This window comes from Streptomyces hygroscopicus (assembly GCF_026168105.1).
GTDB classification, from domain to species: domain Bacteria; phylum Actinomycetota; class Actinomycetes; order Streptomycetales; family Streptomycetaceae; genus Streptomyces; species Streptomyces hygroscopicus_D.
Genome location: NZ_LBMW01000076.1, coordinates 1 through 22,569, shown reverse-complemented (window position 1 = coordinate 22,569; position 22,569 = coordinate 1). Strand labels below are relative to the sequence as shown.

20 protein-coding genes, 2 tRNA genes and 1 pseudogene are annotated in these 22,569 nt (G+C 71.3%); 20 read left to right on the top strand and 3 right to left on the bottom strand.

Features of this window, described 5'->3' with window-relative positions; translation table 11 throughout:
• Positions 1–173 precede the first annotated feature (173 nt).
• The 5 genes from proB (at position 174) to AAW14_RS37005 (ending at position 5,288) form a co-directional block, all read left to right on the top strand.
• The gene (proB, locus tag AAW14_RS37025; RefSeq protein ID WP_265568844.1) at positions 174–1,301 is read left to right on the top strand and encodes a glutamate 5-kinase; all 1,128 of its coding nucleotides are present in this window, start codon (positions 174–176) and stop codon (positions 1,299–1,301) included.
• Positions 1,302–1,434: 133 nt separating this feature from the next.
• The gene (locus tag AAW14_RS37020) at positions 1,435–1,923 is read left to right on the top strand and encodes a hypothetical protein (RefSeq protein WP_265568843.1); all 489 of its coding nucleotides are present in this window, start codon (positions 1,435–1,437) and stop codon (positions 1,921–1,923) included.
• A 150-nt stretch (positions 1,924–2,073) separates the two neighbouring features.
• A complete protein-coding gene (locus tag AAW14_RS37015; RefSeq protein ID WP_265568842.1) occupies positions 2,074–3,360 on the top strand; it encodes a glutamate-5-semialdehyde dehydrogenase in 1,287 nt (428 codons plus the stop codon).
• A 93-nt stretch (positions 3,361–3,453) separates the two neighbouring features.
• Positions 3,454–4,086: a hypothetical protein gene (locus AAW14_RS37010; RefSeq protein ID WP_265568841.1), complete on the top strand. Its 633-nt coding sequence runs from the start codon at positions 3,454–3,456 to the stop codon at positions 4,084–4,086.
• A 134-nt stretch (positions 4,087–4,220) separates the two neighbouring features.
• Positions 4,221–5,288, top strand: a complete 1,068-nt coding sequence (locus tag AAW14_RS37005) for a hypothetical protein (protein ID WP_265568840.1) — start codon at positions 4,221–4,223, stop codon at positions 5,286–5,288.
• A gap of 121 nt (positions 5,289–5,409) precedes the next feature.
• Here AAW14_RS37005 and AAW14_RS37000 read toward each other — a convergent pair whose 3' ends face one another.
• A complete protein-coding gene (locus tag AAW14_RS37000; protein ID WP_265568839.1) occupies positions 5,410–6,564 on the bottom strand; it encodes a M48 family metallopeptidase in 1,155 nt (384 codons plus the stop codon).
• A gap of 168 nt (positions 6,565–6,732) precedes the next feature.
• On the opposite strand from AAW14_RS37000, the gene AAW14_RS36995 reads away from it, so the two are divergent.
• The 10 genes from AAW14_RS36995 (at position 6,733) to AAW14_RS36950 (ending at position 12,130) form a co-directional block, all read left to right on the top strand.
• A complete protein-coding gene (locus tag AAW14_RS36995) occupies positions 6,733–6,891 on the top strand; it encodes a hypothetical protein (RefSeq protein ID WP_265568838.1) in 159 nt (52 codons plus the stop codon).
• Between the two features lie 154 nt (positions 6,892–7,045).
• A complete protein-coding gene (locus AAW14_RS36990; protein WP_265568837.1) occupies positions 7,046–7,195 on the top strand; it encodes a hypothetical protein in 150 nt (49 codons plus the stop codon).
• 81 nt (positions 7,196–7,276) lie between these two features.
• Entirely contained in the window at positions 7,277–7,939 is a 663-nt protein-coding gene (nadD, locus tag AAW14_RS36985; RefSeq protein ID WP_265568836.1) for a nicotinate-nucleotide adenylyltransferase, read from the top strand.
• Between the two features lie 16 nt (positions 7,940–7,955).
• Positions 7,956–9,719: an LCP family protein gene (locus AAW14_RS36980; protein ID WP_265568835.1), complete on the top strand. Its 1,764-nt coding sequence runs from the start codon at positions 7,956–7,958 to the stop codon at positions 9,717–9,719.
• Positions 9,720–9,829: 110 nt separating this feature from the next.
• Positions 9,830–10,288, top strand: coding sequence for a ribosome silencing factor (gene rsfS, locus AAW14_RS36975; protein WP_265568834.1), 459 nt, complete (start codon positions 9,830–9,832; stop codon positions 10,286–10,288).
• A complete protein-coding gene (locus AAW14_RS36970) occupies positions 10,285–10,953 on the top strand; it encodes a histidine phosphatase family protein (protein WP_265568833.1) in 669 nt (222 codons plus the stop codon). The genes rsfS and AAW14_RS36970 overlap by 4 nt, the downstream gene beginning before the upstream one ends.
• A gap of 95 nt (positions 10,954–11,048) precedes the next feature.
• Positions 11,049–11,121, top strand: a tRNA-Ala gene (locus AAW14_RS36965).
• 352 nt (positions 11,122–11,473) lie between these two features.
• The gene (locus tag AAW14_RS36960) at positions 11,474–11,647 is read left to right on the top strand and encodes a hypothetical protein (RefSeq protein ID WP_265568832.1); all 174 of its coding nucleotides are present in this window, start codon (positions 11,474–11,476) and stop codon (positions 11,645–11,647) included.
• A gap of 3 nt (positions 11,648–11,650) precedes the next feature.
• Complete coding sequence (locus AAW14_RS36955) at positions 11,651–11,884, top strand: hypothetical protein (protein ID WP_016643127.1); 234 nt, start codon at positions 11,651–11,653, stop codon at positions 11,882–11,884.
• A 173-nt stretch (positions 11,885–12,057) separates the two neighbouring features.
• Positions 12,058–12,130 (top strand) — tRNA-Ala (locus AAW14_RS36950).
• 192 nt (positions 12,131–12,322) lie between these two features.
• Here the strand turns inward: AAW14_RS36950 and AAW14_RS36945 are convergent.
• Both AAW14_RS36945 and AAW14_RS36940 read right to left on the bottom strand, forming a co-directional pair.
• Positions 12,323–13,939, bottom strand: coding sequence for an NADH-quinone oxidoreductase subunit NuoF family protein (locus tag AAW14_RS36945; RefSeq protein ID WP_265568831.1), 1,617 nt, complete (start codon positions 13,937–13,939; stop codon positions 12,323–12,325).
• Positions 13,940–15,244: a cytochrome b/b6 domain-containing protein gene (locus AAW14_RS36940; protein WP_265568829.1), complete on the bottom strand. Its 1,305-nt coding sequence runs from the start codon at positions 15,242–15,244 to the stop codon at positions 13,940–13,942.
• 475 nt (positions 15,245–15,719) lie between these two features.
• Here AAW14_RS36940 and leuS point away from each other — a divergent pair, with 475 nt between their 5' ends.
• The 5 genes and pseudogenes from leuS to AAW14_RS36915 form a co-directional block, all read left to right on the top strand.
• Positions 15,720–18,593: a leucine--tRNA ligase gene (gene leuS, locus AAW14_RS36935; RefSeq protein WP_265568828.1), complete on the top strand. Its 2,874-nt coding sequence runs from the start codon at positions 15,720–15,722 to the stop codon at positions 18,591–18,593.
• Between the two features lie 208 nt (positions 18,594–18,801).
• A complete protein-coding gene (locus tag AAW14_RS36930; RefSeq protein WP_265568826.1) occupies positions 18,802–19,539 on the top strand; it encodes a hypothetical protein in 738 nt (245 codons plus the stop codon).
• 72 nt (positions 19,540–19,611) lie between these two features.
• Entirely contained in the window at positions 19,612–20,457 is an 846-nt protein-coding gene (locus tag AAW14_RS36925) for a DegV family protein (protein ID WP_265568824.1), read from the top strand.
• A 177-nt stretch (positions 20,458–20,634) separates the two neighbouring features.
• A complete protein-coding gene (locus AAW14_RS36920; RefSeq protein ID WP_265568823.1) occupies positions 20,635–21,726 on the top strand; it encodes a ComEA family DNA-binding protein in 1,092 nt (363 codons plus the stop codon).
• Positions 21,727–21,848: 122 nt separating this feature from the next.
• Positions 21,849–22,569 (top strand): annotated as a pseudogene (locus tag AAW14_RS36915) (MBL fold metallo-hydrolase); the annotation flags it as partial.

Genomic DNA, 22,569 nt, shown 5'->3' with positions numbered 1-22,569 from the left:
CGCCGCCCCCGCCGCCCCCGCCGCCCCCGCACGGCTGACGGACATGGAGGGGTGTGCTGGAACGGGTTTCCGGCTGCCGGTCCGCGTACTGGGACCGGTGCGCGGCAGTCGGGTGCCTTCGCGTAGATTGCCGGACGGGAGCCGCATCGAACGCGCGAGGGGAAATACAGCAGGTGGCAGCGGAAAGGCAGACCGTGGTCGAGGCCCACCGGATCGTCGTCAAGGTGGGCTCCTCCTCGCTGACCACGGCCGCGGGCGGCCTCGACGCGGACCGCGTCGACGCCCTCGTCGACGTGCTCGCCAGGCACCGCAGCGGTGGCGAGCGGGAGATCGTCCTCGTCTCCTCCGGTGCCATCGCGGCGGGCCTCGCCCCACTCGGCCTGCGCCGCCGCCCCCGTGACCTGGCCCGGCAGCAGGCCGCGGCCAGCGTCGGCCAGGGCCTGCTGGTGGCCCGCTACACCGCGTCCTGCGCCCGCCACGGCATCCGCGTCGGCCAGGTGCTGCTCACCTCCGACGACACCAGACGCCGCGCGCACCACCGCAACGCCTCCCGCACCCTCGACAAGCTCCTCGCGATGGGCGCCCTGCCGGTCGTCAACGAGAACGACACGGTAGCCACGGACGAGATCCGCTTCGGCGACAACGACCGCCTCGCCGCGCTCGTCGCCCATCTCGTCCACGCCGATCTGCTGGTCCTGCTGTCGGACGTGGACGGCGTGTACGACGGCGACCCCAGCCGGCCCGGCACCTCGCGGATAGCGGAGGTACGGGCGCCGGAGGACCTCGCGCACGTGGACATCGGCAGCGCGGGCAAGGCGGGCGTCGGCACGGGCGGCATGGTCACCAAGGTCGAGGCCGCCCGCATCGCGGCGGCGGCAGGCATCCCCGTGGTGCTCACCTCCGCCGTCCACGCCGCCGACGCCCTCGCGGGCCGGGACACCGGTACGTACTTCCACCCCACCGGCAAGCGCTCCGCCGACCGGCTGCTCTGGCTCCAGCACGCCTCCACCCCGCAGGGCGCGCTGACGCTCGACGACGGGGCCGTGCGCGCGGTCGTCGAGCGCCGCAAGTCGCTGCTGCCCGCCGGTATCGCGGCGGTCGAGGGGGACTTCACGGCGGGCGATCCGGTGGAACTGCGCGACAGCCGGGGACGGGCGGTGGCGCGGGGGCTCGTCAACTTCGACGCCAAGGAGATCCCCCGGCTGATCGGCCGCTCGACCAAGGAGCTGGCGCGCGAACTGGGCCCCGCCTACGAACGCGAGGTCGTTCACCGGGACGACCTGGTCCTGCTGCACCCGTAACGGGCACCGGCGCACGCGGTGCGCGGGTTTCCGGTGAGGGAGGTTCCGCAAAACCGCCCCCATGGAGCCGTGCGGCCTGCTCCACTTTGTCTCGGGGACCGATTCCGTACGAGCACTGGGTAAGGAGGCCGTCGTGAGACGAGTGCGCCCTGGGTTGGCGGCGTTCCGCGGTCATGGCGCCTCCGGTGCCTCCCGTGACGGCGGTGCCTCCAGCGTGGCCGGCGGGGAGCGCACGCTGACCGGCGTCACGTCCCATCCGGCCCACGAGGAGCCCGGCGACATCCCCCGCCTGTGGCACGTCACCCTCAGCGTCTCCGGCGACGAGACACCGCTGGCGGAGGTGCGGCGCGCCCTGGAGCAGCTCGCCCACGACCACCCCTTTCTGCTGACCAGCCGCTACGCACGCGACCACGCGGAGATCCGCTACTGGGAGGAGGCCCGCGACCTGCACGACGCCGCCGCGGTGGCGCTGCGTCTGTGGGGTGAGCACCGCCAGAGCGCGGGCCTGCCGCCCTGGGAGATCGTCGGCCTGGAGGTCATCGACCGCGTCACCTACCACCAGCGGGTCGCGGAGGGGTACGGGCCGCCGCCCGCTCGCCCGGTGGGCGTCCATCCCTTCTGAGGCCCTCCAAGGTTCCCCTTCAAGGTTTCCCTCATAGGCTTCCCATCCGAGGTTCAGCGGGCCCTGAGGGGCCTGTGCGGGCCCTTCGGGGCCCGTCTCGCGGTTCGGGATGGCCCGTGGGCACGTCCTGCGGCGCACTACCCTTCCCTCATGACCACGCTCTCGCCGTACGACTCCATGTCCCCGGTCGCCCAGGCCGCCTACCGCGCCCAGGCCGCCGCCGCCGACCTCGCGCCGCTGCCGCGTGCCGAGAAGGACGACGCGCTGCTCGCCATGGCGGACGCGCTGGAGGTCCGTACGAGCGAGATCGTCGAGGCCAACGCCCGGGACATCGCCAAGGCCCGTGAGGCGGGCACCAGCGAGGCGATCGTCGACCGGCTCACGCTCACGCCCGAGCGGATCCGGGCCATCGCCTCCGACGTACGCGACGTGGCCGCCCTGCCCGACCCGGTCGGCGAGGTCGTCCGCGGCTCCACCCTGCCCAACGGCATCGACCTGCGCCAGGTCCGTGTTCCGCTGGGTGTCGTCGGGATCATCTACGAGGCCCGGCCGAACGTGACCGTCGACGCCGCCGCCCTGTGCCTGAAGTCCGGGAACGCGGTGCTGCTGCGCGGCTCGTCCTCCGCGTACGAGTCGAACACCGCCCTCGTACGGGTGCTGCGCGACGCCGTGGGCGGCGCGGGGCTGCCCGCCGACGCCGTGCAACTCGTGCCCGGAGAGAGCCGTGAGTCGGTGCGCGAGCTGATGCGCGCCCGCGGCCTGGTCGACGTGCTCATCCCGCGCGGCGGCGCCTCGCTGATCCGTACGGTCGTCGAGGAGTCCACGGTCCCGGTGATCGAGACCGGCACCGGCAACTGCCACGTCTACGTCGACGCGCAGGCCGACATCGACATGGCGATCGAGATCCTGATCAACTCCAAGGCGCAGCGTGTGAGCGTGTGCAACGCCGCCGAGACGCTCCTCGTCCACCAGGACATCGCCCCCGAGTTCCTGCCCCGCGCCCTGGACGCCCTGGCGGACGCCGGGGTCACCGTGCACGCCGACGAGCGGGTGATGGCGTACGCGAAGGGCTCCCGGGCCACGGTGGTGGAGGCCACGCCGGAGGACTGGGACACCGAGTACCTCTCGTACGACATCGCGGCCGCGGTCGTGGACTCCCTGGACAAGGCCGTGCAGCACATCCGGCTGTGGAGCTCCGGTCACACCGAGGCGATCGTCACGACCTCCCAGCAGGCCGCCCGCCTTTTCACCCGGTTGGTCGATTCGACGACGGTCGCCGTGAACGCCTCGACGCGTTTCACCGACGGGGGGCAGTTCGGCTTCGGTGCGGAGATCGGCATCTCGACGCAGAAGCTCCACGCCCGGGGGCCGATGGGCCTTCCGGAGCTGACCAGCACGAAGTACATCGTGACCGGGGACGGGCACGTACGGCGCTGAGCGCCCGCTCACCGCGCGGGCCGTCGGTTGTCCCTGGCAACCACCTGTGGACCGTCTCGCCAGGCGGATGAATTTCCTTACCGTCTGCCCAAATTGACCCCCCAGGTCTACTCTGGATCCGTGCCGGAGGACGTGGGGGGCACGCCGTTCGAGGACGGCCGGGAGCCCGACGACGACCGCGACCGCGGAGGTACGGACGAAGAGTTCGCCTCCGTGGTCTTCGACGAGGCCTTCATACAGGCCGCCGTGGTCCACGAGCCGACGGCCGTCGAAAGACTCCTGGCCGCCGCGCAGGCCCGCGCCGAGGCCCAGGAGGCCGAGGCGCACCGGGCGCGCGCCAGGGGCGCGCGTGGCGACGACGAGCGCTATGAGGACGGATTCGGGCCCGACGAGGCCGGAGACTTCGCCTACGCCCGGGATCTGGACGACCTCGACGACGACCCGGAGGTCCTGGAAGGCCGCTACGGCGCGCCGGGCGGGTACGGCAAGGGTTCCCGCTGGCACCGGCCCGTCGCCTGGATGCTCGCGCTCGTGATGGGCATAGGCATGGTGGCACTGGCCTTCACGGCGGTGTACCGGGGAGCGTCCTCGGGCCGCCAGGAGCAGGTGCCGCCACCCGCCACGACCGGTCTGGAGCAGGGCCGGGAGACGAGCGCGAGCGCTGCTCCGTCAGCGTCTGCGGACTACTCCCCTCCGGCGTTCTCGGCGGTGCCGCGGACGCCCTGAGGGCGCATACGAGGGCGCTCCGGGAAGGTGCACCAAAGTTGTTCGACTTCCGTTCGAAAACTTGGTGAGAACCTGTCAGAAGTTGACGTGTACCAGGGCGTTTACCCGGGCTTCGGGAGACCTACTCTGAAGGTATGGGCGGGCCTGGAGACCCACCTGAGGGGACACCGGAGGGCGCTCCCGGCGGTGGTGAGGACGAATACCGATCCGTCGTCTTCGACGAGTCGTTCGTCCGGGCTGCCCGCCTCCAGGAGTACTCCGCGCGAGAGCGGATGGCCGACCACGCTCCCGCCGTACGCCGCCGCCCGGCACTGCACCGCGGACTGTCCCGGCAGGCGCTGATCCTGGTGCTGCTGATAGCGGTCGCCTTCGGCACCGCGATCTACATGGGCGTGCGCCATCCGATCCAGGCGCCCAGGGCACAGGCCGTCGAGCCGCTGCGCATGACGGTGATACCTCTCGCGCCGCAGTCCGCCGTCCCGGGCACCACCGACCCGGAGGCGCTGTACACGCACAGCCCCGCAGTCCAGTTCCGCGTCGGCGCCCAGGGCCTCACCTTCCCCGCCACCCGGCGCACCCCGCACTTCTCCGAGAGTCAGGTCGTCGCCGCCCTGACCACCGCGCAGCACTATCTCGTCGCGTCCTCGCTCGACCCGGCCGTCCTCACGGGCGGCGCCGTGCGGCAGGTCCGCGTCCTGCTCGACCCGCAGCAACTCGACCAGTTCGACCAGAGCTTCGACCACCCGGCCGCGGACGGGCGGCACGCGCCCACCGGCTGGCTGGTGCGCTTCGACCCGTCCCGCGTCCAGCTGGCCGACTCCAGGATCCGCGTCCAGGGCACGCTGCAGGCGACGGAGGCCAACTCCGACACACTGGAGATCAGCGCCGACCACACCGTGGTGTACGCGCTGAAGCCGACCGGATCCGACGCCAGGGCGCAGACCTCGCTGTTCACCGTGCGGCGCGAGCTGACCTTCCACTTCGACCGCGACGACCTGCGGACCGACCAGGCCAAGCTGGTCGCGTCCTACGTCCAGGCCGGCCCGCTCAGCTGCGCCGAGGACTCCGCGAACCAGCTCCGCCCGCTGCTCGCGGGCCAGACGGCGAGGGCGGGCGGCCCGGCCGGCACGGACCCGTACGCGACGGGCAGCGCCACGGCCCTGTGCGGCACACTCTCCACGAGCGCGGAGCCGAGGGTCTGAGGCGAGGGTCTGAGCCGAGTTCTGAGGCGAGAGCCTGAGCCGAGGTCTGAGGCGAGAGCCTGAGCCGAGGGGGCTGAGACGAAGGGTCCACTCCGTCGGCGGGCGGCCGGGCGCGCCGTGGTCAGCCCCTGTCCTCGGGAGGCTCGTCCTCCGGGCGGCTGTCTTCCGGGCGGCTGTCCTCGGGCTCCGGCGGCGAGTCCTTCGGGGGATTGCCCGCGAAGCCCGCGAAGCCGCGCCGCACCCGGCCGCCGAGGTCGCCCGCGCCGCCCGCTATGTCGGTGACCAGCTTCATCAGCGGGTCCTTCGACTGCTTCACATCGCTCGCGTAGCTGGCCGCCGACTGCCGGAAGGAGTCCGACACCGAAGTGTCCTTGTCCTCGCCGCGCCGCGGATAGTGACCGTCCATGATCCGCTGGTGGTCACGGGAGGCGGCCCACTTCTTCAGCTCGGCGGCGCGGACCGCCGCGAAGGGATGCGTCCGCGGCAGCACATTGAGGATCTTGAGCACGGAGTCGCGCAGGTCGCCCCCGGCCTCGTACTCCTCGGCCTGCTCCAGGAACGCGTCCACGTTCATCTCGTGCAGATGGTTCCCGCCGGCGATCTTCATCAGCCCGCGCATCGAGGCCTGCAGATCCTGCCCGACCAGCAGCCCTGCCCGGTCGGCCGACAGCTCCGACTTGCGGAACCACTCCCGAAGCGCGGTCACGATCGCCGTGATCGCGAGGTTGCCCAGCGGAATCCAGGCCACCCGGACCGCGAGACTGGTCAGGAACAGCAGGATGGTCCGGTACACGGAGTGACCGGACAGCGCGTGCCCGACCTCGTGCCCGACGACCGCCCGCATCTCCTCCTCGTCCAGCAGCTCCACGAGCCCGGTCGTCACGACGATGATCGGCTCGTCGAGGCCGATGCACATCGCGTTCGGCTGCGGGTCCTGGGTGACGTACATCGGCGGGACCTTCTCCAGGTCCAGGATGTAACAGGCGTCCCGCAGCATGTCGTTGAGGTGCGCGAACTGCGCGTCCGAGACCCGTACGGAGTCGGAGAGGAACAGCAGCCGCAGACTGCGCTCCGGCAGTAGTCCGCTGAGCACCTTGAAGACGGTGTCGAAGCCGCTCAGCTTGCGCAGGGCCACCAGGGCCGAACGGTCCGCCGGGTGTTCGTACGCACGCGAGGAGATCCCCGGGAAACGCCTGCGCTGCCTGCTCGGCACCTGCTCGTGCCCGTTCTCGCGCCCCGGAGCGCGCCCGTTGTGCTCAAGGCCGTCGTCGGACATGTGTTCCCCCATGGGTCGGATGACTCGATGGTTCACTCTGCGATTGATCATCGGGCGACCGCCCGGCGGCTGACCGCGCGATGAGCGAGGGCCCGATGCGTCCCCGAAGCGGAGTCCAGCCTAGGCGGAGATACCGTGACAGGGCAGCGCATCGTAAGGAGCGATCCCATGGAGCACATTTCCGCCGCATGGCTCACCGAGGCCGCGCTGGCCGCCGGCCGGCAGGGCCCGGGCAACCTGCTGCGCGTCGTGCTGATCGTCATGGTCGTCGGCTGCGCCCTGACCGGGTGGTTCCTGCTGCGCGGCTACAAGCGCAAGGACGACTGACGGCCGCTTCGCGCCCCACGGGGGCCCGCCTGCCGTCCCGGCGGGCGGGCCGTCGCCGTCCCCAACGGCGGAGTCGGCGTGATCGGTGCCGAGGCGCCCGCATACGATGAGCCGACGTCCTTGTCCCGCCCACACCGGATAGGTTCTGCCGAAGATGAGCTTCCACAGCACCGCAGCCCAGTTGGCCACGCTTGCCGAGAGCGAGGCGCACGAGAGCCTCAACCCCTTCCTGACGGGCGGATCGGCCCTAGGCATCCTTCTCCTGCTGCTGTGGATCACCACCCGCTTCAACCGCGACCGCTGAGTCCCGCACCGGGCCCGGTCCCGGCCGCCCGCGGGGGCCTTGCGGCCGGTGCCCGTCGGCCGGGCCGGTAGGGTCGCACGCATGGGAGAGCAGCACACGCCCACCGGTCCGGTGAAGGGCGCGGGATCCGGCCCCGGCAACGGGCCGTCGAACCCGGGCAAACGCCGCCTTGGCGTCATGGGCGGAACGTTTGACCCGATTCACCACGGGCACCTCGTCGCGGCCAGTGAGGTCGCCGCGCAGTTCCACCTCGACGAGGTGGTGTTCGTGCCCACCGGCCAGCCGTGGCAGAAGACCGACCGCAAGGTCACCCCGGCCGAGGACCGCTATCTGATGACGGTCATCGCGACCGCCGAGAACCCCCAGTTCTCGGTCAGCCGCATCGACATCGACCGCGGCGGCCCCACCTACACCACGGACACCCTGCGTGACCTGAAGGCCCTCAATCCGGACACGGACCTCTTCTTCATCACGGGCGCCGACGCACTGGGCCAGATCCTCACCTGGCGCTACACGGACGAGTTGTTCTCCCTCGCACACTTCATCGGCGTCACCCGCCCCGGTCACACCCTGGCCGACCCGGGCCTACCCGAGGGCGGCGTCTCGCTGGTCGAGGTTCCCGCGCTGGCCATCTCGTCCACAGACTGCCGTGCGAGAGTCGCCAAGGGCGAACCCGTCTGGTATCTGGTGCCGGACGGTGTGGTGCGCTACATCGACAAGCGGCAGCTGTACCGCGGCGAGTGAGCCGAGAGGGGCACCGGTGAACGACCGATACGACGGATACGCAGGTGGCGACCAGTACGAACTCGTCGGCTACGACGAGTTCGGGCAGCCTGTGTACCGGCAGGTGCCCGCACAGCAGGCCCCCCAGGGCTACGACCCGTACGGCACGCAACAGCATCAACAGCCCCAGGGCTACGGCTACGACCCGTACGCGACCGGCCCCCAGCAGCCCGTGGAGCCCTATCACACCGGTCAGCAGCCCCCGGTGTCCTCCCAGGACACCGGCCGGCAGCCGCCCGCCTCGTACGACCCCTACGGCGGGTACGGAACGGACCCCTCCGGTGGGTACGACCCCTACGGCCGGACCGCAACGAGCGGGCAGCAGCCGCGTGTTGCGGAACAGACCGCCCATATCCCCCAGCAGACGGGCCCGTCCGGCAGCGGTGCGGGGCGTGCGGGCGGGGCGACCGGGTTCGCCGGAGAAGGAACGGCCGGACCGGGGGAGACCTCCGCCGAGCGGGAGCCGCACGGCGACGGCCCCGGCACCGAGCAGTTCGCCTTCGCCGAGGAGCCCGAGGGCGAGCCCGAAGACGTCATCGACTGGCTGAAGTTCACCGAGAACCGCACCGAGCGGCGCGAGGAGGCCAGGCGCCGCGCCCGCAGCCGGATCATCGCCCTCGCCGTGGTCCTCGCCCTGGCGGCGGTCGGCGGCGTCGGCTACCTCTGGTACGCGGGCAAGCTGCCCGGCACCTCCCCCGGCGGCAAGTCCGCCACGACGACGGCCGCGACAGCACAGAACCGCGACGTGATCGTGGTCCATCTGCACAACACCAAGGGCGGCGGCACCTCGACCGCGCTGCTCGTCGACAACACCACCACCAAGCAGGGCGCCACCGTCCTGCTGCCCAACTCCCTTGCCCTGACCACCGACGACGGCGGCGCCACGACTCTCGCCAAGTCGGTCGCCGACGACGGCTCCTCCGGCACGAGCGACGCCATCGACTCCGTCCTCGGCACCAAGATCGAGGGCACCTGGCGCCTCGACACCCCCTACCTCAGCAACCTCGTCGACCTCGTCGGCAACATCGAGGTCACCACCAACACCGACGTCCCCGACCCGTCTGCCAAGAAGGGCGGCGAGCCCCTCGTGCACAAGGGGGAGGACCAGACCCTCAGTGGCAAGACGGCCGTCGCGTACGCCACCTACCGGGCCTCCGGCGAGTCCCAGGACGCCCAGCTGGAGCGGTTCGGCCAGGTCATGCAGGGTGTGCTGCGCAAGCTGTCCTCGGACCCGCAGGCCGCGACGATCACCGTGCAGACGCTCGCGCAGATCCTCGATCCCTCCCTGACCGACAAGGACCTCGGCTCCTTCCTCGCCAAGCTCGCCGACCATGCCAAGCAGGGCGACTACAAGACCCAGCTGCTGCCGGTCCAGTCCGACGGCAGCGTCGGCCAGCAGGCCACCGACACCGTGGTCAGGAACCTGCTCGGCGGGACCGTCAAGAGTCCGCAGTCCGGTGACGCCGTCCGCGTCGGCATCAGGAACGACACCGGATCCAAGTCCGCCACCGAGCAGGCCCGTGTCGTCCTGGTCAACGGCGGTTACACCGTCATCGACGCCGGCACCGGCACCGCCCAGTCCGCCTCGGAGATCATCTACGCCGACGACCGCGAGAAGCAGAACGCTATCGAGGTCGCCAAGACCCTGGGACTGCCGACCAGCTCGGTGCAGAAGGGCAAGCTCGACTCGAACGCCAATGTCTCGGTCGTTCTCGGCCGGAACTACCGCACGTCCTCGTGACGCGGGCCACACGCCGGGGCCCCGCGACGTGATCCGTTAATCACTTGGGGTGCCGTCGGCGGTCCGTGAGACCCTTGAGGTACCACTGACCGCCGACGGAAAGCCTTGTAGTGACCGCCACGGACCGCTCTCTCGAGCTCATCAACACCGCCGCCCAGGCGGCCGCCGACAAGCTCGCGCACGACATCATCGCCTACGACGTCAGCGACGTCCTGTCGATCACGGACGCCTTTCTGCTGGCCTCCGCGCCCAACGACCGCCAGGTCAAGTCGATCGTCGACGAGATCGAGGAGCGGCTGAACAAGGAGCTCGGCGCCAAGCCGGTCCGCCGCGAGGGCGACCGTGAGGCCCGCTGGGTGCTCCTGGACTACGTCGACATCGTGGTGCACGTCCAGCACAGCGAGGAGCGTGTCTTCTACGCCCTGGAGCGGCTGTGGAAGGACTGCCCCGAGCTGGAGCTGCCCGCCGACGCCAAGGCCACCCGGGGCAAGGCCGAGGAGCACGCCCGGCTGCAGGCCGCCGTGGACGCCGCCGAGCTGAACGCCGACCTGGGCGGGGAGCTGCGGTGACGGCCCCGGGCGCCGACACCGGGAAGAAGGGCCGGGGCCGCCGCCTCATCCTGTGGCGCCACGGCCAGACGGCGTGGAACGTGGAGCGCCGCTTCCAGGGCTCCACGGACGTCCGGCTCACCGAGACCGGCATCGGCCAGGCCCGCCGCTCCGCCCGGCTGCTCGCCTCCCTCAAGCCGGACGCGATTGTCGCCTCCGACCTCAGGCGCGCCGCCGACACGGCCGCCGAGCTCGCCACGCTCACGGGCTTGGAGGTCACCCACGACGAGGGCTTGCGCGAGACGTACGCGGGCGTCTGGCAGGGCCTGACCCACGAGGAGATCATCGCCCGGTACGGCGAGGAGTACGCCGCATGGAAGCGCGGCGAGCCCGTCCGCCGAGGCGGGGGCGAACTGGAGACCGAGGTCGCCGACCGCGCCGCCCCCGTGGTGCTGCGCCATGCCGAGAAGCTCCCCGAGGAGGGCACCCTCGTGGTGGTCAGCCACGGCGGCACGATCCGTACCACCATCGGCCGTCTGCTCGGCCTGGAGGCCCGCCACTGGGAGAGCCTCGGCGGTCTGTCCAACTGCTCCTGGTCCGTCCTCAGCGAAGGCGCCCGCGGCTGGCGCCTCCTGGAGCACAACGCAGGCACCCTGCCCGAACCGGTCCTCGGCGACGACGACTGACACCTCCTCACAGCACCCGGGACCCGGATTTCACTTTCCGGCAGCTCGCAGGCTAAAGTTCTTCTTGTTCGCCCCGCCGGGCGGGAAGAACGCAAGGGGCTATAGCTCAGTTGGTAGAGCGCCTGCATGGCATGCAGGAGGTCAGGAGTTCAATTCTCCTTAGCTCCACAGATCGACTCCTTCGAGTCGTCGAAGATCGAGAGAAGATCCCGTCCCTCAGGGGCGGGATCTTTCGTTCATGAGCCATGTGGCTCACATCACATCGAACTCCCGCCAACGCGCCCTTGTTCCCACCGGGTTCGCGCTCACCGCACACTCTTCTCGGACTGGCTTGAGTCACTTGGGCCCCGGGGGCGTATACCTCTACGGACGCGCTCCTCGTGTGCATGTACGCGCTGGCCGCGACGCCACGGCGGGTGCCGTGTCCGGACTGGTACGAAGGCGTCGCTGACCGTATTGGCCCGGCCGTGGCAGAATCAAACGGCCGGAAGGGGGCGCGGCCCGACGGGAGGGAGTAGCGATGCCTGCGAGCATCCGCGGGGAGGTCCAGGGTCTTCTCCCAGTGGCGGTGAGACGTCAGAACGACGCCCTCCTCGACTGCCCTTCCTGCGGCTCGTCCGATGTCGCCCAGGTCCTCGGCGACAACGGCGGCATCTCCTTCGTGTGCACGGCCTGCGGCCACAGCTGGAGCTGATCGATGGGTGCACACAGGCGGAAGTGCGACTGGTGCGGCAGCGGCACGCCGATCGTCCGGGACATGGAGCCGGTCAACCCCGACTACCAATACTGGTGCGAGGAATGCGCACGGGCGCTGATCATAAAAGGCGACCCGATCGAGACCTACCGGGAGCTGGAGGGCGAGCCGATCTACGGCCGCCTGCTCGACGAGCACTGCACACTCAAACGCTTCTACTCGTTCGCCACGGCCTGACCCGGAACGGGGCGCAGGTGGGCGGCGCGCGGGCGGGAAACCCGACGTCAGGCCCCTGTCCGGGCGGAACGGAAACGATTTGGTGTTCCACCCGGGGGACCGTGTAATGTTGGCGTCGCCGCCGGGGAAACCGGGCGACGCGGTCAATGTGCGGCTTCGCCGCGTGGCCGCAAGGGGCTATAGCTCAGTTGGTAGAGCGCCTGCATGGCATGCAGGAGGTCAGGAGTTCAATTCTCCTTAGCTCCACAGAACTTGAAGGCGGTTCATCCGAGAGGATGGACCGCCTTCGACGTATGTGCGCACAGGAGCGACGTCTGCGCGTGGCGACGTATGCCGTGGTGACGTGTGCGCGCGGCGACGTATGGGTGCGCCGACGCGTGTGTGCACGGACGCGAACGGCGGGCCGCCCTTCCAGTGGCCCGCCGTTCCCCTGTGCGCTCAGCGGCCGAGGGCGCGGCGTCCCCGGCCCTGCGACAGCACGGGCAGGTTGCTGCGGGAGGGCGGGCCGGACCGGGTGTCCTCCTCGATCCGCAGCGCGAGCGCGGGGCAGCGGCGCACGGCCCGCAGGGCCTTCGCCTCCGCGTAGAGCGGCACCGGCGCCTGGGCGACCGTGGGGAAGCCGTCGGCGCCCAGTTCGAAGACTTCCGGCAGGATGTCCGCGCACAGGCCGTGGCCACGGCAGAGCGTCCAGTCGACGAAGATCTTCTGCCGACTGGCACCGGCCTCGGGCTCGGCCTGGCCGCCGCCCGGGATGCCCGTGGGGGCCCGGCCGCCCTCGAAGAGCGGCAGCACGCCCTCCACGGGCCTGCCGCAGCCGTTGCCGAGGACGTGAGCCGCCAGGTCGTCCGTGAACGCCTTGATGGTCGATTCCAGGAACATCGCCGAGCCGTCCGGGTGCGAGCACGCTCCGCGTCCCTTCACGGCCTTGGCGACCTGCTTGAGGGCCTCCAGGGCCGCGGGACCCCCACCGTTGAGGATGTCCTCCATACCGCGGGCGGCGGCGGGCAGACCGAGGTAGCACGGGCCGCACTGACCGGCGCTCTCCTCGGCCAGCCACTTGGCCACCTGCAGGGACTCGCCCAGCGGGCAGGTCTCCTGGCCGATGGGCAGGATCGCGCCGGCACCGAGGGAGCCGCCGACGGCGTCCAGGGAGTTGCGCGAGACGATCGCCTCGTTGATCGTCGCCGCGTCGATCCACTTGCCGTGGTAGCCGCCGGTCAGCACGCCCTGGGGGACCGGCGGAGCGCCGGCCAGCTGGAGCACGTACCGCAGCGGCACGCCCGTCGGGACCTCGATCACCATGGGCCGGTTGACCGCGCCGGAGACGGTGAGCATGACGGTGCCGGGCTCGTCGTACAGGCCGGTGTTGCAGTAGCGCTCGGCGCCGATGCGAGCGGCGATCGCCAGCTGGGCGAACGTCTCGGCGTTCGACAGCAGCGTGGGCGCGCCACCGACGCCGCTCTGCGAGGCGCTGATCTTGCGGCCCGGCGGAATCGCCGGGCCGCCGTCGATGGAACGGATCAGCGACGCGGCGGCGCCGGTGACCATGCGTACCGGATTGCGCTGCACGCGCGCGCGTATCGGCGCTCCGCGCCGGTTGCTCAGTCCCCGCTCGGCGAGCGCCTGCTCCATCGATCTCTCGGTGGAGGCGCGGGTCACCCCGACGACGAGGGTGCGGGCGCCCAGGGCCTCCGCGACCAGCAGGGCGCCGTCCAGGATGAGGTGCGGGGCACGGTTGATCAGCACCGTGTCCTTGCGGCAGGCGGGCTCGTCCTCGCTTCCGTTGACGACCACCACCGGCCGGATGCCGCGGCGGATCGCCGACTCGGCGACCGACCGCAGCTTCTTGTGGAAGGGGAAGCCCGCACCGCCGCGCCCCTTCAGGGAGATCTGCTCGGCCAGCTGGGCGAGCTGCTCGCCGCCCATCGGCTCGAGCGGGCCGTGCACCTTGAGGTGCATGGGGAGATCCAGTCTTTCGACAAGGTCGAAACCCGACGTGAGTTGCGGAAGCCCGACCACACGGACTTCTGGGACGTCGGGCAGGGCCTCGTTCACTTAAAAGCCTCCGGAAGGCGCGTTCCAGGGTTCGCCGGCTGCCGGAGTGTCGTAGGCACCGGGCAGCGTCTCCGTCGCGGGACCACTGTTGTACGTGTTGTTCGAGTTGTACGTCCCGTAGGGGGCGTACGTCTCACCCGTGTCGTACATCTCACTTGCGCCGTATCCGTTGTATCCCGCGTTGTCATAGGCCGGGACGGTGTATCCGGTGTCGTTCAGCGGGTCGTACGAGGACGGGCGCGCCTCGCCGACGGGCGGCGGCGACGGGATCGGCCAGCTTCCGGAGGCGCTGCCTCCGCCGTCGACGCCCGGGAACACCTCCGTGGCCTGCATGTCCATCGGCAGGTCCATGCGCTGGGTCGCGTCCGGCGTCATCGGGGTCTGCGCGCGCGGGGTGGCCGAGACGGCCCGGTAGGCGGCCGCGAATCCGTTGGCGGGCTCCGGGGCCATGGCGCGGGCCGCGGGGGCCTCGTAGAAGGACGAGGAGGGCTGCGGAGGAATCAGGCCGTCGTCGGTTGCGTAACGGCCCGCGGAGCGCGCTGCGAAGCCCCCGAAGGCGGCCTCGGTCTCCGCGTTGCGGGCGCGGCTGGCGTCCAGCTCGTCGCGCCCGGGCATGTTGTCGCTTCCGATGACGGCGAAGATCCGGTCCGCCACCTTGCGCTTGAACGGGCGCGGCGCCGCCCGCAGGGCCAGTGCCGCCATGACGCCGAGCAGGCACAGCTCGTACGACACCATGAAGAACGGCTTCGCCGCGCGTCCCGCGTACAGGCCGTGGACCAGTGCGGCGCACCAGGACGGGTAGGCCAGCATGTGCATCGCCCGCCAGCGCGCCGCGACCGGCGCCGGCGACGCGAAGTTGCTGCGCAGGGCACCGGTGACACCGACGAAGATCATGAGCAGGCCGGCCAGGGAGCCGAGGCCGATGAGTCCTGCCGAGCCGCTGACGCCGAGGCTGAAGGGGATCAGCGCGGCGATCAGCACGGTGTGGTCGAGCGCGAGCTTGACCGCGACGTGCACCAGGAGGAACGCGATCGAGGCGACCGCGGTCGTCCGGTGAACTGCCTGCGCCACGATCCGCTGGCGGATGTTGAGGAAGATCCGGTCCTGGGCGACGAGTCCCCAGATCACCGAGCAGCTGAGGGAGACGAGCGAGAGGACACCCGCTCCGAAGTTGAGGAAGTCCCGCACTGCGTTCCCGCCCGCCAGCACGACGACGGGTATGAGCAGCAGCATCACAGCCGTCGCCACGCCGTAGGCCGAGCGACCCGGCCTGGGGAGCGAGCTGTTACTACGTTGAGGGTTCATGGGGGTCAACTCCGAACAGTTTCGGGAAGGCGGTCCCGCTGTCGCACTTTAGGTGTCTCCAAACCGAGCGGTACGAGGTTTGAGTTATTGCGTTGTTATCAAAGGGCAACGGTGTGGTTGCGATGTCCGAGTAGCTACTGTTACGCCAGGTAACATTTGAACCTTGTTCAGCTTTCCGAGACCTTCACAACCGGGGCCGTCGGTGTCTGAGTACGGCTGCGCCCGGCGTTGGGTTCACTCCGGCCCCGTCCCGGGGTGCGCCGGCGGAAGGTCGTCGCGGCGCGCTCGGGCGCTGCGGTACCCTGACGCCATGCGTGCCGTACGCCTTCTGCTTAGCGGGCCGCGCTGATCAGTCCCGACCGCCGGGCCCACCGGTGGCCGGAGTCGGCGCGGCGTCCCCTCCTGTGTGAGGGGCTTTTTCGTTTCTTGAATGTCACAGCCGCTGGCAGAGACGATCGATGGAGCTTTGAGGATCATGAGCGAGACGAACCCCGCCGCCGTGTCGGCGGAGGCCGCGCCGCACCGCTACGCGGCCGCGATGGCGGCCGAGATCGAGGCACGCTGGCAGGACTTCTGGGACGCCGAGGGCACCTACGAGGCGCCGAACCCGAGTGGTGACCTGGCAGGAGAGGCCGAGCTGGTCGCCCGGCCCAAGAAGTTCGTCATGGACATGTTCCCCTACCCCTCGGGTGCGGGCCTGCACGTCGGCCACCCGCTGGGCTACATCGCCACGGACGTCTTCGCCCGGTTCCAGCGCATGACCGGCCACAACGTCCTGCACACCCTGGGCTTCGACGCCTTCGGCCTGCCCGCCGAGCAGTACGCCGTGCAGACCGGCACGCACCCGCGCGTGTCCACCGAGGCCAACATCGAGAACATGAAGTCCCAGCTGCGCCGGCTGGGCCTGGGCCACGACAAGCGCCGGTCGTTCGCCACGATCGACCCGGACTACTACAAGTGGACCCAGTGGATCTTCCTGCAGATCTTCAACTCCTGGTACGACGAGGAGGCCGGCAAGGCCCGCCCGATCTCCTCGCTGATCGCCCAGTTCGAGTCCGGTGAGCGCGGGGTTCCGGGCACCACGCGCGCGTGGAACGAGCTGAGCGCCGCCGAGCGCGCCGACGTCCTGAGCCGGCACCGCCTGGCGTACGCCTCCGACGCGCCCGTCAACTGGTGCCCCGGCCTGGGCACCGTCCTGGCGAACGAGGAGGTCACCGCCGACGGCCGCTCCGAGCGCGGCAACTTCCCCGTCTTCAAGGCCAAGCTGCGCCAGTGGAACATGCGCATCACCGCCTACGCCGACCGGCTCCTGGAGGACCTGGAGGAGCTGGACTGGCCCGAGGCCATCAAGCTGCAGCAGCGCAACTGGATCGGCCGCTCCGAGGGTGCCCGCGTCGACTTCCCGATCGACGGCGAAGCGATCACGGTCTTCACCACGCGCCCCGACACCCTGTTCGGCGCCACCTACATGGTGCTGGCGCCCGAGCACCCGCTGGTCGAGAAGTTCACCCCCGAGGCGTGGCCCGAGGGCACGCACGAGGTGTGGACGGGCGGCCACGCCACGCCCGCCGAGGCCGTCGCCGCCTACCGCGCCCAGGCCGCCGCGAAGTCCGACGTGGAGCGGCAGGCCGAGGCGAAGGACAAGACCGGCGTCTTCACGGGCGCGTACGCCACCAACCCGGTCAGCGGGGAGCAGGTCCCCGTCTTCATCGCCGACTACGTGCTGATGGGCTACGGCACCGGCGCGATCATGGCTGTCCCGGCCCACGACAGCCGCGACTTCGCGTTCGCGCGCGCCTTCGAGCTGCCGATGCGCTGTGTCGTCGAGCCCACCGACGGCCGCGGAACCGATCCCTCCACGTGGGAGGACGCCTTCGACTCCTACGACGCGAAGATCGTGAACTCCGCCGGTGAGGCCGTCTCGCTGGACGGCCTGAGCGTCACCGACGCCAAGGCGCGCATCACCGAGTGGCTGGAGCGCAAGGGCGTCGGCGAGGGCACCGTCAACTTCCGCCTGCGTGATTGGCTGTTCAGCCGTCAGCGCTACTGGGGCGAGCCCTTCCCGATCGTCTACGACGAGGACGGCGTCGCCCACGCGCTGCCCGAGTCGATGCTGCCGCTGGAGCTGCCGGAGGTCGAGGACTACTCGCCGCGCACCTTCGACGCGGACGACGCCGACACCGAGCCCGAGACCCCGCTGTCGCGCAACGAGGAGTGGGTCAACGTCACCCTGGACCTGGGCGACGGGCCGAAGAAGTACCGCCGCGAGACCAACACCATGCCCAACTGGGCCGGTTCGTGCTGGTACGAGCTGCGCTACCTGGACCCGCACAACGACCGCAAGCTGGTCGACCCGGAGATCGAGCAGTACTGGATGGGCCCGCGTGAGGGCCGGCCGCACGGTGGCGTCGACCTGTACGTCGGCGGCGCCGAGCACGCCGTGCTGCACCTGCTGTACGCCCGCTTCTGGTCCAAGGTCCTGTACGACCTGGGGCACGTCTCCTCGGCGGAGCCGTTCCACAAGCTGTTCAACCAGGGCATGATCCAGGCCTACGTCTACCGTGACGGCCGGGGCATCGCGGTGTCGGCCGCCGAGGTGGAGGAGCGCGACGGCGCGTACTACTACCAGGGCGAGCAGGTCACCCGCCTGCTGGGCAAGATGGGCAAGTCCCTGAAGAACGCGGTCACTCCGGACGAGATCTGCGCCGAGTACGGGGCCGACACCCTGCGCCTGTACGAGATGGCGATGGGCCCACTGGACGTGTCACGGCCGTGGGACACGCGCGCGGTGGTGGGCCAGTTCCGGCTGCTGCAGCGGCTGTGGCGCAATGTCGTCGACGAGACGACCGGTGAGGTCACCGTCGTCGACACCGAGCCCGACGAGGACACCCTGCGCGCCCTGCACAAGGCCATCGACGGCGTGCGCCAGGACTTGGAGGGCCTGCGGTTCAACACCGCCATCGCCAAGATCACGGAGCTGAACAACCACCTGACCAAGGCGCCGGGCGCGGTGTCGCGCTCGGTTGCCGAGGCCCTGGTGCTGCTGATCGCGCCGCTGGCCCCGCACATCGCCGAGGAACTGTGGCGCAGGCTGGGCCACACCGACTCGGTCGTCCACCAGGACTTCCCGGTCGCCGACCCGGCGTACGTCGTGGACGAGACCGTCACCTGCGTCGTCCAGATCAAGGGCAAGGTCAAGGCGCGTCTGGAGGTTCCACCCTCGATCTCGCAGGAGGAGCTGGAGAAGGTGGCGCTGGCGGACGAGAAGGTCGTCGCGGCGCTGGGCGGCGCCGGGATCCGCAAGGTGATCGTGCGTGCGCCGAAGCTGGTGAACATCGTCACGGCATAACGGCCGCCGTCGGCGGGTCCGGTCGGCGCCCGGCATGGCATTCCGGCCGTTGGGAGACCGGGCGCCGACCTCGACGGACCGGAGCCCGGCGATGTCGGGGTAGTCCCCTACGGGCAGGTTCGGGGTTCTTTCGGAACCCTGGGCCTGCCGGTTGCGTTTACCGTGGGAGAGCGGTGCAGCAGCCGCGACCGGCCGGAGGAGGAGCGTCATGGAAGCCGTTTTGACCGTCGTCGCGCTCCTGTTCGTGCTGTGCGTGGTGCTCGGGACGTATGCGGCGGTGAAGGCGATCGGCGCGGCCAAACGCAGCGTGGACCGCACCATCGCGCAGGCCCGCCGCACGGTCGAGGACACCACCTTGCGCGCCAGGACCTTCACCCAGCCCGGCCCGGCGGGCGAGATCGCCCAGCTCCGGCTGAGGCTGCGTACCTCGATGCGTGCCACGCAGGACGCGCTGTACGCGGGCGTCGCCGAGGACGAGTCGCTGAAGGAGTCACTGGGCCTCTTCCAGCGCCTCAGCGCGCACGGACACGAACTGGACGCCGAGCTGAGGCGCCTGGAGGCCGAGCCGGACCGGCACACGCTGACCTCCCGGCTGCCCGGACTGCGTGAGCGCACCGAGCGCATCACGCAGTCGGCGGACTCGCTGCGCTGGGCGGCGCACGACAGGGCGCGCCGGTTCGCGGACGACGACCTGGACGCGCTGAGCGCCCAGATCGACGTGGAGGCAGGCGCTTTGCGCCACTGGACCAAGGAGCAGCCGGCGCCGCCGGTCGCGTCCTGGCCGGAGGCACCGGCCCCCGAGGACCGGGCCGTGTCCGGCCAGACCTGGCTGGAGACACCCGAGTCCCGGGTCTTCCAGGAGCCGGCCCGGCCCGCCGTCACCGCGCCGGGAGCCCGGCACACCTACCCCTGGCAGCGGAAGACCCGCCCCGAGAGCACCTCATGATCTCGCCAGGGCGAGGCCGCCTCGGAGGGGCCGGGCTGCCGCGCATGGGTTGCGACGGGTAACCTCCAGCTCATGTCCCGCCATGTCGCGATCGTCACCGATTCAACGGCCTACCTGCCGCCGCGGACGATGGAGCGCCACGGCATCACCGCGGTGCCGCTGACCGTGGTCATGGGTGACCAGGCCCTCGAGGAGGGTACCGAGATCTCGGCCCGCTCCCTGGCCCAGGCCTTGCAGAAGCGACGGCCCGTCACCACGTCCCGGCCCAGCCCCGAGCTCTTCGCCGAGACGTACCGCAAGGTCGCGGAGACGGGGGTGAGCGGCATCGTCTCGTTGCACCTGTCCTCCGAGTTCTCGGGGACCTACGACGCGGCGGTGCTCGCCGGGCGCGAGGCCCCCGTCCCGGTGCGCGTGGTCGACACGGGCATGGTCGCGATGGCCCTGGGCTTCTGCGCGCTGGCCGCCGCGGAGGCCGCGGAGGCGGGCGGCACGGTCGACGAAGCGGTCACGGCGGCGGAGAAGCGGGCCGCGGGCACCTCCGCGTACTTCTACGTCGACACCCTCGACTATCTGCGGCGGGGCGGCCGGATCGGGGCCGCGCAGGCGCTGCTGGGCTCGGCCCTCGCGGTGAAGCCGCTGCTGCAACTGAACGACGGCCGGATCGAGTTGCTGGAGAAGGTGCGCACGGCATCCAAGGCGATCGCCCGCCTGGAGGAGATCGTCGCCGAGCGCGCGGGCAGCGAGGAGGTCGACATCGCGGTCCACCATCTCGCCGCTCCCGAACGGGCGACGGCGCTCGCGGACCGTCTGCGCGCACGGGTGCCCGGGCTCGCCGACCTGCATGTGAGCGAGGTCGGGGCGGTTATCGGAGCGCATACGGGGCCCGGGCTGCTGGGGGCTGTGGTGTCGCCACGCTGACGGCTCCGGCCGGTCGGACTCCCGTCGCCGTGAGGTCGAGGTCGGAGTCACCTCGCAGTCCCGTCGCAGTGAGGAGCGCCACCCCTGTGGGTGACGGAGTTTTCCACAACCGGGCAGTAATCCCCGGGAATTGACCAAGATCATCGCGAGGTCGGTGGCCTGCCCCATCCTCGGCGCATGGCACTTCGATCACCTTCACTCACGACGGCTCCCACGAGCGGCCCCGGCCGCGGTCCCGGCTCCGACGGGCGCACCCGCCACCGCCTGCGCCATCCGCGGGCCCACGCCCGACGCCATCAGCCCACGTCGGCCGCGGACGCTCTGCGCCTGCGCGCACAGGCACTCTTCGCGGAAGGGACGAAGGAGCGGCGAGAGTGGGGGCATGGTCCCCCGGGGCCGGATCCGGACGTTGGGGAGCCACCGGCGAGTACGAGGACGGGCGGCGGAAGCGGACGTCTTCCGGCGTCCGCCGCGGCTGATCCGGCGCCCGCGACCGCCGCTGCCGACACCCCTGCGGCCACGGCGCCGGGTGGCGCGTGGCGGGAGCGGTTCGGGCCGGCCGTGCGCGAGCGGCTGCCGCTGTGGCTGCAGTCGAGGTGCGGGCTGGAGCGGAGGAGTGTGGCGGCGCTGGGCGTGCTGCTCGTCGCGGCCGTGGTGTTCGCCGCTCAGCACTTCTGGGCCGGCCGGACGCAGCAGGTGCGGGCACCGGAGGTGGTGCGGGCGGAGGCGCCGTTCACATCGCCGGGCGCGCGGGGAGCCAGGCGGTCCACGGAGCCGGAGGCTTCGGCCGGGCCGCAGCCGACGGGTGGGACCGGGGCCGGTGCGGGTGCCGTCGTCGTGGACGTCAGCGGCAAGGTGCGCGCGCCCGGGCTGCAGCGTCTCCCGGCCGGGTCCCGGGTCGCGGACGCCCTGCGGGCGGCGGGAGGGGTGAGTCCGGGCACGGACACCGACGGCCTCAACCGCGCCCGCCTCCTGGTCGACGGCGAGCAGATCGTGGTGGGCGGCCCCGCACCCCTGGCGGGCCCGGACACCGCCGTCCCGGCGGCCGGCGGCTCCGTGGCGGGCGCCGCACCCGCCACCCCCGTCTCGCTCAGCACGGCGACCGTGGACCAACTCGACGCACTGTCCGGGGTCGGCCCCGTCCTGGCCCGGCACATCGTCGACTACCGCTCGCAGCACGGCGGGTTCCGCTCGGTCGACGAGCTCCGCGACGTCAACGGCATCGGCGAACGCCGCTTCGCGGACCTGCGGAAGCTCGTACGCCCATGAGTCCGCCGACAGAAGAAGCAGGGGGCGGCTCCGCGGCTTCCCCGCGTGATGTGCGCAGCCGCCCCGGGGACGGCCCTGAAGCTCCTTCGCACGGTGCACGGGCCCGCTCCGGAGGGCCGGTCGTGCATGTCACCGCCCACAGCCGGCTGGGGGACCCGCACCCCCGGCAGGAGGGGCCGGCGGATCTGCGGATGGCAGGGCCCGCGCTCGCGGCCTGGGCGACGGCAGCGTGGGCTCTGGACGCCTCCGCCGCATGGGTCGCCGTGGTGGTGGCCGGATGCCTGGTCGCGGCAATTGGGCTGCTGGCCGTACGGAGGGCAGGGGCACGCGGTGGTGCCGAGAGCGGTCGTCGGGGTTCGTGGCCGGCGGTGTCCGCCGCCGTGCTGCTCTGTGCCGCGGCGGCCGGGGCTTCAGCCGGGCTTCATGGCGCCGACGTACGACGGGGGCCCGTGCCGGTCCTTGCCCGTCAGTACGCCGAGGTGACCGCGGAGATCGAAATCACCTCCGATCCTCGGCTCACCCGGCCCAGGGTCAAGGGCGATCACTCGACACCGACCGCGGTGCTGCTCGACGGCGAAGTCCGGCGGCTGACGAGGACGGGCGGCACGATGGTGGCGACGCGGGCGCCGGTGCTGGTCGTGGTCGACGCGCACACCCGCCCCGCGACGAGGGGTTCGACGGCGGCACCCGGACGGTCGCCCTGGCTCGCCCTCCTGCCGTCCACGCGGGTGAAAGTGGCCGCGCGGCTTGCGCCACCGCTGACCGGCGGCGACCGGGTGGCCGCCGTGGTGCGCGTACCGGGCGCGGGACCGCCCGACGTGGTGGGAGAGCCGACCGGGGCGC

Bases quoted from the DNA above. Each gene is read 5' to 3' on its own strand.
- AAW14_RS37015 (WP_265568842.1), top strand. From the start codon at position 2,074: ATGACCACGCTCTCGCCGTACGACTCCATGTCCCCGGTCGCCCAGGCC.
- AAW14_RS37005 (WP_265568840.1), top strand. From the start codon at position 4,221: ATGGGCGGGCCTGGAGACCCACCTGAGGGGACACCGGAGGGCGCTCCC.
- AAW14_RS37000 (WP_265568839.1), bottom strand. From the start codon at position 6,564: ATGTCCGACGACGGCCTTGAGCACAACGGGCGCGCTCCGGGGCGCGAG.
- AAW14_RS36995 (WP_265568838.1), top strand. From the start codon at position 6,733: ATGGAGCACATTTCCGCCGCATGGCTCACCGAGGCCGCGCTGGCCGCC.
- AAW14_RS36990 (WP_265568837.1), top strand. From the start codon at position 7,046: ATGAGCTTCCACAGCACCGCAGCCCAGTTGGCCACGCTTGCCGAGAGC.
- nadD (WP_265568836.1), top strand. From the start codon at position 7,277: ATGGGAGAGCAGCACACGCCCACCGGTCCGGTGAAGGGCGCGGGATCC.
- AAW14_RS36960 (WP_265568832.1), top strand. From the start codon at position 11,474: ATGCCTGCGAGCATCCGCGGGGAGGTCCAGGGTCTTCTCCCAGTGGCG.
- AAW14_RS36955 (WP_016643127.1), top strand. From the start codon at position 11,651: ATGGGTGCACACAGGCGGAAGTGCGACTGGTGCGGCAGCGGCACGCCG.
- AAW14_RS36940 (WP_265568829.1), bottom strand. From the start codon at position 15,244: ATGAACCCTCAACGTAGTAACAGCTCGCTCCCCAGGCCGGGTCGCTCG.
- leuS (WP_265568828.1), top strand. From the start codon at position 15,720: ATGAGCGAGACGAACCCCGCCGCCGTGTCGGCGGAGGCCGCGCCGCAC.
- AAW14_RS36930 (WP_265568826.1), top strand. From the start codon at position 18,802: ATGGAAGCCGTTTTGACCGTCGTCGCGCTCCTGTTCGTGCTGTGCGTG.
- AAW14_RS36925 (WP_265568824.1), top strand. From the start codon at position 19,612: ATGTCCCGCCATGTCGCGATCGTCACCGATTCAACGGCCTACCTGCCG.
- AAW14_RS36920 (WP_265568823.1), top strand. From the start codon at position 20,635: ATGGCACTTCGATCACCTTCACTCACGACGGCTCCCACGAGCGGCCCC.